Genomic DNA, 14,263 nt, shown 5'->3' on the forward strand with positions numbered 1-14,263 from the left:
TGATGCGGTGGGTTTATCCTATGGGGGATGCGTTTTTCTCCTCTTCGCCCATCCGCTTTTATCGCAATCCTCCTTTGGACGGCTAGTTCTTTAGCCTTTGCCGGCGAGACTGCATCCCCAGTAATTCCACCATCCGTAGCGAGTAGCCTCGAGCGCAATCAAATACCTCTTGATACGGTAAGCATTTCAGTTATCGAGATCGAACCTGGCCACCCCGGAAAGAATGTAGCCAAGAAAGTTTTAGATTGGCGCGGTGGCGATCCAATGAACCCCGCTTCAACGATGAAGTTGTTAACAACGCTTTCTGGTTTAGATATCTTGGGTCCACAGTATCGTTGGCGCACTAATGTCTATACAGATGGAGTGATTCGTCAGGGAATACTGAAGGGTAATCTATATTTGCAGGGAACCGGTGATCCCAAGCTTGTTCCAGAAGAGTTGGCCAAGATGATGAAGGACCTTCAAGGTCTAGGTATCCAGAAGATTGATGGCAATCTGTTCTTTGATCGCAGTGCTTATGCAGCCAGTGTCATGGAGCACAACACTATTGATGGCGAAGCTCTACGTGCATACAACGTTCCGCCAGATCCTTTGCTCTATGCATTTAGAACTTTGTCGTTTCAATTAGGCAAGTCACGCACCGCGGACTTTATTGACATTAGTTACACCCCTCCCCTCTCCCAGCTAAAGGTATCTAACCAAATGCAGTTGGTCGATCGCTCATGCGATAACTGGAAAAGCAATATCCGCTTTAATTTAGATCCCGAAGGTGTCACTAATACCGATCAGCCTTTGACTGCCCAGTTCTCTGGCGCATTCCCAAGCTCCTGCAAGGGGGTGAACTTTAATGTCGTTGCACTTGATGCCAATACCTTTCTAACGCAAGGATTTGCTGCTGCATGGGAATTAGCTGGTGGTAGCTGGGCACAAGCTCCCATCGGCAAAGATGGCTCAGTTCCTTTAGCCGCTCGACTCCTATTGCAATTTGAAGGCAGCAAACTTGCCGATGATGTTGTAGATATCAACAAATACTCCAATAACGTCATGGCTCGCCAAGTTCTTTTGACTATGGCTCTAGATAAAATGGGTAAGCCAGCAACAACTGCCAATGGTGTGTTAGTCATTCAGAGCTGGCTCAAACAAAATAGTCTAGATTTTCAGGGGCTGGTGATTGAAAATGGCTCTGGGCTATCTCGCAACGAAGCAATCTCTGCCAGTCAAATGAATCAACTCTTGCTCACTGCTCGCAATTTACCCGTGGGTGATATTTTTTATAACAGCCTACCGATTGCTGGTACCGATGGCACGATGCGCAATCGCTTGATGGTTCAACTGCGCAAGTTTTTACATCTGAAGAAAAAACCCGAAGCCAGAATTAAAACCGGCTCTCTTGCTGATGTACGAGCGATCTCAGGCTATGTAATGAGTAAATCTGGAAAGATGTATGCGGTAACTTCATTCATCAACCACCCCAATGCTTGGAGAGGTCTAGAGGCGCATGATCAGTTGCTATCGTGGCTACTTGAAGATGGGCCAGAACCAAAGCATGCGCGCTGAAGACGATCTCTAACGCCGTCCCACTCCTCACCTGCTGGCGGCTCAGGGAACAAAATTAAATCCCAACCTTGCTGATCTAGATCTCGTAAGGAACGATATAGGCGACTTGCAAAGGCACCGCTATCGCTTGGCACTTCAACCTCTTCAAAGTGGGCCGAAGGATGCCCATCTTCGCTTAAGGAGGATTCTGAATCCCACACCGCTACAGCAACGCGCGATTTAATATCTGGATATTCAGTCAAGGCATCCAAGACACGACCGGCGGCATATAGGCGCAAAGGCGTAGTTGGTGCGTAATGGGCTTTAAGACTTCCAGATACTCTTGGTAGATCTGCCGTTGCTTCATTGGCCGCTTCATTCCCTTTTACTTCTCCAAGCTGATAAACCTTCACACCTGTCTTAGCAAAGATTTCACTTGGAGTGATTGCACCGGGTCTGAGCAGTACAGCCTTATCGCCAGATGACAAATCAATGATGGTTGACTCGATACCGACTTCACAATCTCCACCATCTAGGACCATTAAATCCAACATACCCTCGAACTCATTACGGACGTCAGCAGCACTCGTCGGCGATACCTTACCAAAGCGATTGGCTGAAGGTGCTACAACTCCGCCTTTAAATTTACGCAACAACTCTTGAGCAATAGGATGGGAAGGAGCCCGAATCGCTACCGTATCTTGGCCGCCAGTCAGTTCATTTAAAACACTTTTATCTTTCTTGAAGACCAGGGTTAATGGCCCTGGCCAAAAAGCATTAATGAGTTTTAAGGCTTCCTCGGACAAGTCTCTTACCCACGACGCCAAGAGCGCAACCCAATCGATTTGAGTTTGATCGAACTTATCTGGCGCAGCTAAGTGAACAATGAGAGGGTGATTTGATGGACGACCCTTAGCAGTAAAGATTTTCTTAATCGCTTCAGGATTTTTAGCATCCGCGCCCAAGCCATAAACGGTCTCCGTGGGGAATGCAACCAAACCACCGTCACGCAAGCTTTGTACTGCCTCATTAATCACTGCAGAAGATTGCAAGTGGGTACTGTCTGCGGACATTTCTAGGGCTCGATCCCTAATTCAGTAGCAACAGCTGCGCAATTTTGGCGCGCTTCATTGAGGGCTTCACCTAAGCAGTTAATGTGGCCCATTTTTCTACCAATACGTGGCGCAGACTTGCCATAGAGATGCAGCTTTGCATCGGGGTGAGTGAGTACTTTATTCCAAGCAGGCTCTTTTGGTTGGTCTTCACTACCCTCAAACCAAAGATCGCCCAATAAGTTCAACATGGATACGGGCGCTAGCTGACGAGTATCACCCAACGGCAGTCTAGCCATGGCTCTCACCTGCTGCTCAAACTGGCTGCTCACACAAGCATCCATGGTGTAGTGCCCAGAGTTGTGTGGACGTGGCGCGATTTCATTAGCGACGATATCGCCGTTCTTCAGTACAAAGAACTCCACACAAAGAACACCCACGTAATCGATCTTCCGAATGAGCGCCTTGGCTGCATCAATGATTTTCTTTTCTTGAGCAGGCTTCAATGAGGGTGCTGGCACAGTAGAGGTATGCAAAATACCATCGCGATGGATGTTTTGGGCTACTGGATAAGCCACTACAGCATCGTCATAACCACGCACTACCAAAGCCGATACTTCAAAATCCAATTCCATGCGCTTTTCTAAAACACAAGGTACGCGCCCGAACTCATTCCACGCAGTAGTCAATTCTTCTGCGCTATAAACAGTGGCCTGACCTTTGCCGTCATAGCCCATGCGTGCAGTCTTTAAGATGCCAGGGAAGAGCTCCTTTGGAGTATGAGCAATATCAGCCTCATGCTCAATTACAAAGTTGGGAGCTGGGCCAATATTGGTTTCTGACTTCCAGGTGGCTAAGAAATTTTTCTCAGCAATACGATTTTGAGCAAGAGAAACGCAGCTACTACGCGGCGCCACAAATACACCCAAGGATTCCAACTCATCTAAGGCTTGTGCTGGAACATTTTCAAATTCAGTGCTCACTGATGAACACAATGCAGCCATCTCTTTTAAAGCAGCGCTGTCAGTGTATTGCGCTTGAATAAATTTTTCGGCAATGGAGCCTGCGGGACTATCAGAACCAGGGTCGAGCACGCAAACCTTGTAGCCCATTGCTTGAGCAGCCTGAGTAAACATCCGACCCAATTGACCGCCACCTAAAATTCCTAAATACGAACCCGGCAAGATGGGCTCCATACGATCTGCCATGTAATTAATATCCCGGCAAATTCATTGAACGTGCGGTATCAGACTGCTTGGCACGGAAATCCTCTAAGCGCTTGGCTAATTCAGCATCATGCAAAGCCAAACCTGCAATCACATGCAAGGCAGCATTCGCTGCACCGGCTTCACCAATCGCAAACGTAGCAACCGGAATACCCTTAGGCATCTGCACAATAGAGAAGAGAGAATCTTCACCACGCAAATATTTACTGGCAACAGGTACGCCATAAACAGGAATAATCGTTTTTGATGCGAGCATGCCTGGTAAATGGGCTGCACCACCTGCTCCAGCAATGATTGCCTGCAAGCCATTGGCTTGGGCTTTTTCTGCATACTGAAACATATCATCTGGCATGCGGTGTGCGGAGAGTACTTTTGCCTCGTGCGCAATGCCAAATAGTTCAAGCATTTGAGCGGCGTGCTGCATGGTGTCCCAATCTGAATTGGATCCCATCACTATTCCGACGATTGGCTTCTTACTCATTTACCTCTCCAAATGCCTTATAACCATTAAGGGCTCTATTATCCCTGACTCAAGAAGTCTCAGTAAGGCGGGTAAGCGCTTCACGATACTTTTGGGCAGTCTTTTCAATCACATCTGCTGGCAATTGCGGTGCAGGGGCTGTTTTAGGCCATAACTTACCATCCACCATAGCGGTTTCAAGCCAATCACGCACAAACTGTTTGTCATAAGAAGGTGGGTTAGAGCCTACATAGTAGGTCTCTGCAGGCCAAAAACGAGAAGAGTCGGCTGTCAGGATCTCATCCATCAACACCAGTTGGTCATTGGCATCTAAGCCAAACTCAAACTTGGTATCAGCAATGATGATTCCGCGAGTAGCTGCGTATTCAGAAGCCTCTTTGTATAAACGAATACTCACTTCACGGATTTGATTGGCTAACTTTTCACCAATGAGTTCAATGACTTTTTCAAATGAGATGTTTTCATCATGCTCGCCGACTTCAGCCTTAGCCGCTGGAGTAAAAATCGGCTCAGGCAATTTCTGGGCGTTTTCTAAACCTTCGGGTAAAGCAATGCCACATACCTTGCCGGTTTCTTTGTAATCTTTCCAACCGCTACCAGCTAAATAGCCACGCACTACCGCTTCAACCAAGATTGGCTTTAAACGCTTAGCGACAACAGCACGACCTTGAACTTGAGCTACCTCATCAGCAGCAACAACAGTAGCCGGATCAATCCCTGTCAAATGATTTGGAATAACAGAAGCCAATTTATCAAACCAAAAATTAGCCATTTGATTAAGGACTACGCCTTTCTCGGGGATAGGCTCGCCCATCACCACATCAAATGCGGAGAGGCGGTCTGTCGTAATCATGAGCAACTTATCGTCATCCAATGCATAGACATCGCGGACCTTACCTTTAGACAATAAAGGCAATGACTTAATGGAGGTAGCGTACAGAGCTGGCATATTTAATTCACTTCACAATTTGAGTTAATTTGCCGCTCTTATAAAGCTCGGCCATCTTCTCTAAAGGAATCGGCTTAATTTTGGAGGCTTGTCCAGCAGAACCAAAAGCCTGGAAACGTGCAATGCAAACCTTCTTAGCAGCTTCACGAGCTGGCTTCAAATAGTCGCGTGGATCAAACTTGGATGGATTTTCAATAAAGTAACGACGGATTGCGCCAGTCATTGCCAAACGGATATCGGTATCGATATTGATCTTACGTACGCCATTCTTGATGCCCTCTTGAATCTCCTCAACCGGAACACCGTATGTCTCTTTCATATCACCGCCGAATTCACGGATCTCAGCAAGCAACTCTTGTGGAACACTAGAAGAACCATGCATTACCAAATGCGTATTAGGTATACGCGCATGAATTTCTTTAATACGATCGATTGCCAAAATATCGCCCGTCGGCTTTTTGGTGAACTTGTATGCCCCATGGCTAGTACCGATCGCAATTGCTAAGGCATCGCACTGAGTAGCCTTTACAAAATCAGCAGCCTGCTCAACGTCAGTCAACAATTGCTCACGAGTCATCTTGCCATCAGCACCATGACCATCTTCTTTATCACCTTGCATGGTCTCTAGTGAGCCCAATACACCTAATTCAGCCTCAACCGTAACCCCAATAGAGTGAGAGAACTTCACTACTTCTTTGGATACGTCTACGTTGTACTCGTAGCTAGCAACACTTTTACCATCGGCCTCTAAGGAGCCATCCATCATCACACTGGTAAAGCCACTCTTAATTGCAGCCATACACACTGCTGGGCTTTGACCGTGGTCTTGGTGCATCACTACCGGAATATGTGGATAAGCCTCAACCGCCGCAGAAATCAGATGGCGCAAGAATGCTTCACCAGCATATTTACGTGCGCCCGCTGAAGCTTGCATGATGACTGGGGAATCAGCCTCATTTGCCGCTTCCATAATCGCCGTTACTTGCTCTAAGTTGTTCACGTTAAATGCTGGCAGGCCGTAACCGTTTTCAGCAGCATGATCCAAGAGTTGTCTTAAAGATACTAAAGCCATGGTGTTCTCTTAATAAATAGTAAGGAGGTTAAAAATAAATCTGTTTTGAATCTTTTTCAATGTGAACTACTTCACATGAATAATTTTGAGCGTATTGGTGCCACCGGGCTCACCCATCGGTTCGCCAGAGGTAAGTACAACGGTATTGCCTGTTTTGACAGCGCCTACTTTTTTCAAGCATGCCTCAACCTCTTGCAGTGCCGTATCACGATCTTTTGTATAGTCCAAGCCGATTGGGGTGACATTACGATAGGTGCTTAATGCCCGCTGCGTAGCGATCTTGGAGGTCAATGCAAAAATCGGGACGTGAATATTATGACGACTCATCCAAATGGCTGTTGAGCCAGAGTCCGTTAAAGCTGCGATAGCATCGGCATTTAAATGATGGGCAGTAAACAAGGCTCCCAGGGCAATCGTTTGATCGATGCGAGTAAAAGTTTGATCTAAGAAGTCGGTGTCGAGTTTCACGCGATCTGACTTTTCTGCTTCAACACAAATCTCCGCCATCGCTTTGATGGTTTGCACTGGATACATGCCAGCAGCAGACTCAGCGGACAACATTACTGCATCAGTGCCATCTAATACAGCATTGGCCACGTCGCTGACTTCAGCACGCGTTGGTACTGGGGCATTAATCATCGACTCCATCATTTGGGTAGCCGTAATCGTAAATTTATCCGCCTCACGCGCCCAAGCAATCATGCGCTTTTGCAACGCAGGCACTGCCGCATTACCCACTTCAATGGCGAGATCACCACGAGCAACCATGATGCCGTCACTCTCAGCAATAATGCTTTTAAGGGCTTCAGGCTCAATCGCTTCTGCGCGCTCGACTTTTGCAATGGTTCTGACTTTACCAACACCATACTTAGCGCTAGCAGCATCAGCCAACTGACGGGCATAGGCCATGTCAGCACCATCTTTTGGAAAGCTGATCGCCAAGAAATCTACGCCCATTGAGATTGCAGCGTCTAAGTCAGCAATATCTTTTTCAGTCAGCGCAGGAGCAGTTAAACCACCACCAGCGCGATTAATACCTTTGTTATTGGAGAGTGGTCCTCCCTGCTCAACAATAGTAAATATCTCACCATCCTTAACACTATCAACTGTCAGAACCACTAAACCATCATTTAATAAAAGACGGTCGCCTGGTTTTACATCGCCTGGCAACTCTTTGTAATCAAGACCTACTTTAGTTTGATCACCGAGCTCACAAGCTACGTCCAAGGTAAATTTGTCGCCTTCTTTTAGGAGGATTTTGCTATCAGCAAATTTACCCACACGAATTTTAGGTCCCTGTAAGTCGGCCATGATGCCCACTTCTTTACCTACCTCAGCAGAGATAGTGCGCACTAAATCATGGCGCGCTTTATGGTCAGCAACGGTACCGTGAGAGAAGTTCATGCGTACTACATCTACACCCGCACGAATCATGTCACGCAACACTTCGGGCTTCTCGGAAGCAGGCCCTAAGGTTGCAATGATCTTAGTTGCTCTCAACATATTTAGTCTTTCGCTCTTTCAGCAAGTACCGCAAAGGCTGGCAAAGTTTTGCCTTCTAAAAATTCTAAGAAGGCGCCGCCGCCAGTAGAGATGTAATCCACCTGATTCTCAATACCGTACTTCGCAATTGCCGCCAAAGTATCACCGCCACCCGCAATCGAGAATGCAGGTGAGTGCGCAATGGCTGCGGCCAACATCTTGGTGCCGCCACCAAATTGATCAATCTCAAATACGCCTAATGGGCCATTCCAAACAATCGTGCCAGCGTGAGCGAGCATGATGGATAAACGTGCAGCAGTCTTTGGACCAATATCCAAGATCATGTCGTCTTCTGCAACCTGATCCGCAGGTACTCGGTTTGCGCGGGCTAATGGAGACAGCTCATTGGCAACCACTACGTCTTCAGGAATTGGAACGTGAGCGCCACGCTTTTCCATGATCTCCATAATCTCTCTTGCTTCGTCCACTAAATCAGGCTCAGCAAGGGATTTACCAATCGGCAATCCTTTGGCCAGCAAGAAAGTATTAGCAATGCCGCCACCAACGATGAGCTCATCCACTTTCTCAGAGAGCGCTTTCAGAATCGTCAACTTAGAAGAAACTTTAGAGCCAGCAACAATGGCTACCAGAGGACGTTTTGGACTTGCTAAAGCACGACTCAGCGCATCTAATTCAGCAGCCATCAAAGGACCGGCACACGCTACTGGTGCAAACTTCGCTACACCATAGGTAGTGGCTTCAGCGCGATGCGCCGTACCAAATGCATCGTTGACATACACATCACACAATGCAGCAATTTTTTTCGCTAATTCGTCGCTATTCTTTTTCTCACCGACATTCAATCGGCAATTTTCCAGCAGGACTACCTCGCCAGGATTCACTTCAAAGCCGCCATTCACCCAGTCGCTAATTAAAGGCACTTTACGATTCAGCAAACTAGCAATGCGATCGGCTACAGGAGCCAAACTATCTTCAGGTTTAAATTCCCCTTCGGTTGGACGACCTAAATGCGAAGTCACCATCACTGCTGCCCCAGCATCCAAACACATCTGTACAGCAGGCATCGATGCCCGAATACGAGTGTCTTCTGTAATGTTGCCTGCCTCGTCTTGAGGGACATTCAAATCGGCACGGATAAATACCCGCTTACCCTTTAATTGACCTGACTGGGCTAATTCACTTAAACGCTTAACTTTAAATAAGGATTCCGGCATGAGTTTTGGTAAATAAGTGGTTTATGGGGAATGTTCCATTCTAAAGGCTCCGACCCATCCACCCCCGAGGATCGGAGCCGACAGACTGCCCTGCCTGCTCTACAATAAGGACTTAAATGCATTCTGGGCCGGAAGACCAAACACTGCCAGCCTAGCGCTCTGCTTAAACCGCTTTTATAGATACTTAATAGACACAAAAGGTAAAGAAAATGTCGATGTCCGACCGCGATGGCTTTATTTGGACTGATGGGAAGCTAATTCCTTGGCGCGAGGCCAATATTCACGTCTTAACCCATAGTCTCCACTACGGAATGGGCGTATTCGAGGGCATCCGAGCCTATAAAACCCCCCAGGGAACCGCCATTTTCCGCCTCCCAGAGCACGTAAAGCGCCTTTTTAACGGCACTAAGATCTTTCAAATGAACATGCCTTACAGCCCAGAAGAGATCACCAAGGGCATTATTGACGTCGTCAATAGCAATAAGCTCGAAGCCTGCTATATCCGCCCAATTATCTTTATCGGCTCCCAAAAACTGGGAATCTCCCCCAAAGGTAACAGCATTCATACCTCGATTGCCGCTTGGGAATGGGGTGCTTATTTGGGCGAAGATGGCCTAAATAAGGGTATTCGGGTTAAAACCTCCTCATTTACACGTCATTTCGTCAATTCTTCACTCGTTCGTGCCAAGGCATCGGGCTACTACATCAACTCCATTTTGGCTAACCAAGAAGTGACTGCCAATGGATATGACGAAGCTTTACTACTTGATACCGAAGGTTATGTTTCTGAAGGTTCCGGTGAAAACCTCTTTATGGTTCGCAACGGGATTGTGTACACACCAGACTTGGCATCCTGCTTAGATGGCATCACACGTGACTCCGTTATCCAGATCGCCAAAGATCTTGGCTATGAAGTTCGTGAAAAACGTCTGACTCGCGACGAAGTCTATTCCGCTGATGAGGCCTTCTTCACTGGCACTGCTGCTGAGGTAACTCCTATTCGTGAATTAGATGACCGCACTATTGGTGACGGCAAACGCGGCCCTATCACTGAGAAAATTCAGAAGACGTATTTTGATGCGGTGTACGGCAGAAATGACCAATACAAATCTTGGCTCACTTACGTTAAATAATTTCAGCAATTAGGAAACAGCACATGACTCAAGCTCAAGTGGTTATGGTGGATGGCAAAGATTTACCTTTACATTGCCCCACCAACAAAACTCCTGCATGGAACTCACATCCACGTGTTTTTCTAGATATCACCGAGACCGGTGAAGCCAAGTGCCCATACTGTGGCACAGAGTACAAACTCATTCCCGGCACTGAGCCGCACGGTCACTAAGCCTTATCAGCACCTCTTCTTGAGGTGCTGAGTCGGGATACATTACATGCACGGTATTCTGATCATTGCCCCAAACTGGATTGGGGACGCTGTGATGACTCAGCCATTATTAGCATCCCTCAAAAAGCAATATCCAGAAGCAAACATTGACGTACTCGCCAGCACTTGGGTTGCTCCAATTTATCGTGCATGCTCCGAAGTACATGAAGTCATCGAAGCCAAGTTCGAGCACAAACAATTGCAGTGGGGCTTACGCAAACAACTTGCAGCCAAGCTGGCGACCAAAAAATATCAAGCCTGTTTTGTATTACCCAATAGCCTGAAGTCAGCACTCATTCCTTGGCTCGCTAATATTCCTTTTCGGGTTGGCTATCGTGGTGAATTACGCTTTGGCTTAATCAACTTATCACTAGATAATCCAAGCAAGGTAAATCGTCCGCCTATGGTGGAGCACTATCTTGCATTGAGCCAACTTCTCAATGAAGAGCAGGTTTCATCAACCGCAAGGAATCTCGCGCCCAAGTTAAATGTTTCGATTGCAGCTAATCAATCAGTACAGGCTAAATTAGTCAGCGCCAATGTTGATCCCGCCAATATTTATGTCATGTGCCCAGGCGCCGAGTACGGCCCAACCAAACGCTGGCCCACAAGTCACTTTGCACAATTGGCGCAAAAACTCATTACCAGCAATCCGCATAGTCAGATCATTCTTTTGGGTAGCAAAGGCGACCACGCACTTGCCCAAGAAATTCAATCACAAGCAAAGCAAGATAATCATATTCATAACTGGTGTGGAGATACTTCGCTAGATGAAGCGATTGCCTTGATTGGCATGGGCAAAGCGGTTATCAGCAATGACTCTGGATTAATGCACATTGCGGCAGCCCTCAGAACCCCTCAAGTTGCCATTTTTGGATCAAGCGACCCAGCCCATACCCCACCTTTATCAGATAAAGCTAAGGTAATTTGGCTCAACCTGCCTTGCAGTCCATGCCATAAAAGAGAATGTCCACTGGGTCACTTAAAGTGCTTAAACGACATCTTGCCGGAACAAGTATTCGCTACACTGAATACCTTGCAGCCATAACTCAGGAATAGTAAGCCATGACCAAACTTGCCAGACTCTTTCACAGTGCGGACGATGTTGTCGAAGCATGGCGAGATGCCTTACGTCATCGTGATATTCAAGGTGCTCTGGATATTTGGTTAGATGATGACTCCATTACCTGCGTTCTGCCAGAAGGTCATCGCCTAACAGGTCATGCAGAAATTCGTGAGGGCCTAGAGAGACTGCTCGCCAAGCAACCTTTATTCCTAGAGCCCATTGCCTGTATTAGCCATTCCGTTTTAGGTGCTGCGGTATACGACACTACTGAAGCAGTTCATCTGAGAGCCGATCAAGTTGAAGCAGAATTTTTTCTGAATATCACACTCGTACTTTTACAGGATAGTCAGGGCTGGCGGATTGCCCATTTGCATGCCAGTCACTCTACCGAAGAAACCTTCGACGCTCCATCTACACCGCACGGCTTGCACTAAACATTATGGATGTTCAAGTGCTTCGGTCACTCATGAAGTGGCCCAATGTACCTGATTGCTATGGCTGGCTTGCTTTAGATCGCCGTGGCCAGTGGCGTATGCGTGACGAGTTCACACAACAAAATAATCTCCCAGGCCAAGTGATTCAACATGCTGCCCTGAATGATTTCATTGAACGTAACTATGCTTGCGATGAGAGCGGTAGATACTTTTTCCAGAATGGCCCGCAACGCGTTTTTATTACCTTAGATGCGACCCCTTGGATAGTACGAATTATTCCAGGTGACGCCGGAACGCATCTAACTAATCAATGCCATCAAATCATGGAGCCCACTGCCGCTCTAAGCGACGAGAAAGGCAATATTTATATTGTTGGCATAGTAAATCAAACGATTTATGGCAGCAATAAAAACGACAGCAATCAATTTGTTAAAAAAGATGGCCAAACAGTTGCCCTGTTACACGATCACGATCTTGATCATTTTGCTGAGCTAGCCAAGCTACGCGAAGAGGCTTGCAGCTTTGGCGGCTCCTGGAATTGGCAAGGCAACCAACTGCCCTTAGACCCCATTCACTCCGAAGAGCTAGCCTCTCGCTTTCACTATATAGCGCAGCCACAGCCTTAGCCAGGCATCTGCTTGCCTTGCTCCTTAAGCTCATCTTGATACTGGCGCTGCATTTCTCGTAAGCGGGCATCAATGCTCGAGCCTTGATAAAAATCGGCGCCACCTGCTGATCTAGCAATACGGAGTTGTTCAATTGCCGAAGGCCAAGCACCCTCTAAGGCATATTTTTCACCGAGTGCGTAATGGCGCATAGGAATATTGCCAGCTTGATCATAGGATTTAGATAGCAGGCTCCACCACACCACTTCGTTGGGCTGCGCTCTTGTGCGCGCTTTTAACCAAGTAACCGCATCATTAGTGCGGCCCAGTTTTAAATCCGCATTAATCATGGCAGCACCAGCAGCGTATGACTGGGGGTAAGCACGCAAAGTAGCTTGGGCGATTTGCAAAGCCTCCTCCCCTTTGCCTTTTGCTAGAGCAAGTTCAGAGGCGGTGATATCCAGCGATAGGCTCTGTCTTTGAATAGGCGACCCTGGTGCACTTGCCTTCTGAGCTAGATTGCGAGCTTGCTGCAAATCCGCCTCTGCTTGGTCTATTTTTCCTTGGCGCTGCGCTATCAAGGCTAGCCCATAAAAACCCTCTAACTGTTTACCAATCGGCTGCTGTTTACTCAAACTCTCAAAGGTATTTTTTAAGTCATACATTCCACTGGATGTTCCAGCCTGCTCCATGCGCGCACGAGCCTTAATGAAATAGAACTCGACTGAGGTAGGTACATTACGTGACGCAACAGTGCGCGCCCTATCTTGCATATCTGCAATACGGTCGGTTGTTAAAGGATGGGTACGCACGTAAGCAGGTACACCTTTATCCATAATGCCGGTGGCTTTTTGCAAGCGCTGGAAAAATCCTGGCGCTCCATTGACGTCATATCCACTGGCATCCAATATCTGAAAGCCTACCCGATCAGCCTCGCGCTCTGCATCCCTCGAATACGAAAGTTGATTATTTACTGCCACTGCCTGCCCACCCTGCATCAAACCAGCTCCGGCCTGGGGGTTGCGAGACATCGCCAATGCGCCAAGCACCATACCGGCAATGGCAATCATGGTATTGGTTGTTTGTTTATCCATCTGACGCGCCAAATGGCGCTGCAATACGTGACCTGTTTCGTGGCCCATGACAGAAGCGACTTCAGAATCTGATTCAGCACTCACAATCAAACCCGTATGAAATCCAATAAATCCGCCAGGCAATGCAAACGCATTAATGCTGCTATCTTTAACGGCAAATACTTCGAAGTTATAAGCGCCACTGCCCTGCTCATTAGCGCCACCGAGTTGTAGTTTTCGGGCGGCTTGTAATAAGCGGCGTTCCATCTGATTTAAAAAATCGTAGAGCGGCAGGTCATTTGAATAGTCAGGATCCGGACGAATCTGGCGCATGATCATTTCGCCATACTTACGCTCATCCACTCGACTTAAGGCATCGCCACCTGGATCGCCCATATCGGGCAAAACAATAGTAGGCTGACTTTGCATCGTGTTGCGTGTAGGCGCATTAGCGGGACGTGCATCGGGTGACTGCATTGCCCTACCGATATTCTGAATAGCGGCTGAGTTACCTTCTACCGACACATCGCCAGCAGGGGTGGCGGCATATGCAGGAAACCCAGAGCAAGCCAATCCCAACATCAGCTGAACAGCCAAAGCACGGCGCAAAAAGGAGGTTTTTGGAACTGACTTTATGTCTTGCATCTCTATATGGTAAAACTTATCCC

14 protein-coding genes are annotated in these 14,263 nt (G+C 47.5%); 6 read left to right on the top strand and 8 right to left on the bottom strand.

The features are described from left to right. The first annotated feature begins 27 nt into the window (after positions 1 to 27). Positions 28 to 1,557 carry a D-alanyl-D-alanine carboxypeptidase/D-alanyl-D-alanine-endopeptidase gene (dacB, locus tag ICV90_RS08905; protein WP_215358591.1) on the top strand — a complete coding sequence of 510 codons (1,530 nt, stop codon included), beginning with the start codon at positions 28 to 30 and terminating at the stop codon, positions 1,555 to 1,557. Here the strand turns inward: dacB and ICV90_RS08910 are convergent. The 7 genes from ICV90_RS08910 to ICV90_RS08940 all read right to left on the bottom strand — a co-directional run bounded on the left by ICV90_RS08910 (position 1,503) and on the right by ICV90_RS08940 (position 9,033). Further along, positions 1,503 to 2,609, bottom strand: a complete 1,107-nt coding sequence (locus tag ICV90_RS08910; RefSeq protein ID WP_215358592.1) for an L-threonylcarbamoyladenylate synthase — start codon at positions 2,607 to 2,609, stop codon at positions 1,503 to 1,505. The two genes, dacB and ICV90_RS08910, sit on opposite strands and share 55 nt — an antisense overlap. A gap of 2 nt (positions 2,610 to 2,611) precedes the next feature. Next, on the bottom strand, positions 2,612 to 3,796 hold the full coding sequence (locus tag ICV90_RS08915) for a 5-(carboxyamino)imidazole ribonucleotide synthase (RefSeq protein ID WP_215358593.1): 1,185 nt from the start codon (positions 3,794 to 3,796) through the stop codon (positions 2,612 to 2,614). Positions 3,797 to 3,800: 4 nt separating this feature from the next. Beyond that, positions 3,801 to 4,295 carry a 5-(carboxyamino)imidazole ribonucleotide mutase gene (gene purE, locus ICV90_RS08920; RefSeq protein WP_215358594.1) on the bottom strand — a complete coding sequence of 165 codons (495 nt, stop codon included), beginning with the start codon at positions 4,293 to 4,295 and terminating at the stop codon, positions 3,801 to 3,803. A 49-nt stretch (positions 4,296 to 4,344) separates the two neighbouring features. Further along, positions 4,345 to 5,244, bottom strand: coding sequence for a phosphoribosylaminoimidazolesuccinocarboxamide synthase (locus ICV90_RS08925; protein ID WP_215358595.1), 900 nt, complete (start codon positions 5,242 to 5,244; stop codon positions 4,345 to 4,347). A gap of 7 nt (positions 5,245 to 5,251) precedes the next feature. Beyond that, positions 5,252 to 6,316 carry a class II fructose-bisphosphate aldolase gene (fba, locus tag ICV90_RS08930; protein ID WP_215358596.1) on the bottom strand — a complete coding sequence of 355 codons (1,065 nt, stop codon included), beginning with the start codon at positions 6,314 to 6,316 and terminating at the stop codon, positions 5,252 to 5,254. 66 nt (positions 6,317 to 6,382) lie between these two features. Further along, entirely contained in the window at positions 6,383 to 7,819 is a 1,437-nt protein-coding gene (gene pyk, locus ICV90_RS08935; RefSeq protein WP_215358597.1) for a pyruvate kinase, read from the bottom strand. Between the two features lie 2 nt (positions 7,820 to 7,821). Further along, positions 7,822 to 9,033 carry a phosphoglycerate kinase gene (locus tag ICV90_RS08940; protein ID WP_215358598.1) on the bottom strand — a complete coding sequence of 404 codons (1,212 nt, stop codon included), beginning with the start codon at positions 9,031 to 9,033 and terminating at the stop codon, positions 7,822 to 7,824. A 209-nt stretch (positions 9,034 to 9,242) separates the two neighbouring features. On the opposite strand from ICV90_RS08940, the gene ICV90_RS08945 reads away from it, so the two are divergent. The 5 genes from ICV90_RS08945 to ICV90_RS08965 are packed head-to-tail and all read left to right on the top strand — an operon-like array spanning position 9,243 to position 12,543. Then, a complete protein-coding gene (locus ICV90_RS08945) occupies positions 9,243 to 10,166 on the top strand; it encodes a branched-chain amino acid transaminase (RefSeq protein WP_072582778.1) in 924 nt (307 codons plus the stop codon). 23 nt (positions 10,167 to 10,189) lie between these two features. Further along, positions 10,190 to 10,378 carry a zinc-finger domain-containing protein gene (locus tag ICV90_RS08950; RefSeq protein WP_072582777.1) on the top strand — a complete coding sequence of 63 codons (189 nt, stop codon included), beginning with the start codon at positions 10,190 to 10,192 and terminating at the stop codon, positions 10,376 to 10,378. A gap of 46 nt (positions 10,379 to 10,424) precedes the next feature. Beyond that, positions 10,425 to 11,465 (top strand): lipopolysaccharide heptosyltransferase II, encoded by a 1,041-nt coding sequence (gene waaF / locus ICV90_RS08955; protein ID WP_215358599.1) that lies wholly within the window; start codon positions 10,425 to 10,427, stop codon positions 11,463 to 11,465. 17 nt (positions 11,466 to 11,482) lie between these two features. Further along, entirely contained in the window at positions 11,483 to 11,917 is a 435-nt protein-coding gene (locus tag ICV90_RS08960; RefSeq protein ID WP_215358600.1) for a nuclear transport factor 2 family protein, read from the top strand. A 5-nt stretch (positions 11,918 to 11,922) separates the two neighbouring features. Next, a complete protein-coding gene (locus ICV90_RS08965) occupies positions 11,923 to 12,543 on the top strand; it encodes a DUF2946 family protein (RefSeq protein ID WP_215358601.1) in 621 nt (206 codons plus the stop codon). Here ICV90_RS08965 and ICV90_RS08970 read toward each other — a convergent pair. Beyond that, positions 12,540 to 14,240: a M48 family metalloprotease gene (locus ICV90_RS08970; protein ID WP_215358602.1), complete on the bottom strand. Its 1,701-nt coding sequence runs from the start codon at positions 14,238 to 14,240 to the stop codon at positions 12,540 to 12,542. The genes ICV90_RS08965 and ICV90_RS08970 overlap by 4 nt on opposite strands. Positions 14,241 to 14,263: the final 23 nt, after the last annotated feature.

This window comes from Polynucleobacter sp. JS-JIR-II-b4, assembly GCF_018687815.1.
In the GTDB taxonomy this organism is placed as follows: Bacteria; Pseudomonadota; Gammaproteobacteria; order Burkholderiales; family Burkholderiaceae; genus Polynucleobacter.

Excerpts from the sequence above, each read along its gene's own strand:
- ICV90_RS08915 (WP_215358593.1), bottom strand. The coding sequence starts at position 3,796 with ATGGCAGATCGTATGGAGCCCATCTTGCCGGGTTCGTATTTAGGAATT.
- ICV90_RS08960 (WP_215358600.1), top strand. The coding sequence starts at position 11,483 with ATGACCAAACTTGCCAGACTCTTTCACAGTGCGGACGATGTTGTCGAA.
- ICV90_RS08910 (WP_215358592.1), bottom strand. The coding sequence starts at position 2,609 with ATGTCCGCAGACAGTACCCACTTGCAATCTTCTGCAGTGATTAATGAG.
- pyk (WP_215358597.1), bottom strand. The coding sequence starts at position 7,819 with ATGTTGAGAGCAACTAAGATCATTGCAACCTTAGGGCCTGCTTCCGAG.
- waaF (WP_215358599.1), top strand. The coding sequence starts at position 10,425 with ATGCACGGTATTCTGATCATTGCCCCAAACTGGATTGGGGACGCTGTG.
- ICV90_RS08925 (WP_215358595.1), bottom strand. The coding sequence starts at position 5,244 with ATGCCAGCTCTGTACGCTACCTCCATTAAGTCATTGCCTTTATTGTCT.
- dacB (WP_215358591.1), top strand. The coding sequence starts at position 28 with ATGCGTTTTTCTCCTCTTCGCCCATCCGCTTTTATCGCAATCCTCCTT.
- ICV90_RS08950 (WP_072582777.1), top strand. The coding sequence starts at position 10,190 with ATGACTCAAGCTCAAGTGGTTATGGTGGATGGCAAAGATTTACCTTTA.
- ICV90_RS08940 (WP_215358598.1), bottom strand. The coding sequence starts at position 9,033 with ATGCCGGAATCCTTATTTAAAGTTAAGCGTTTAAGTGAATTAGCCCAG.
- purE (WP_215358594.1), bottom strand. The coding sequence starts at position 4,295 with ATGAGTAAGAAGCCAATCGTCGGAATAGTGATGGGATCCAATTCAGAT.
- ICV90_RS08965 (WP_215358601.1), top strand. The coding sequence starts at position 11,923 with ATGGATGTTCAAGTGCTTCGGTCACTCATGAAGTGGCCCAATGTACCT.
- fba (WP_215358596.1), bottom strand. The coding sequence starts at position 6,316 with ATGGCTTTAGTATCTTTAAGACAACTCTTGGATCATGCTGCTGAAAAC.
- ICV90_RS08945 (WP_072582778.1), top strand. The coding sequence starts at position 9,243 with ATGTCGATGTCCGACCGCGATGGCTTTATTTGGACTGATGGGAAGCTA.
- ICV90_RS08970 (WP_215358602.1), bottom strand. The coding sequence starts at position 14,240 with ATGCAAGACATAAAGTCAGTTCCAAAAACCTCCTTTTTGCGCCGTGCT.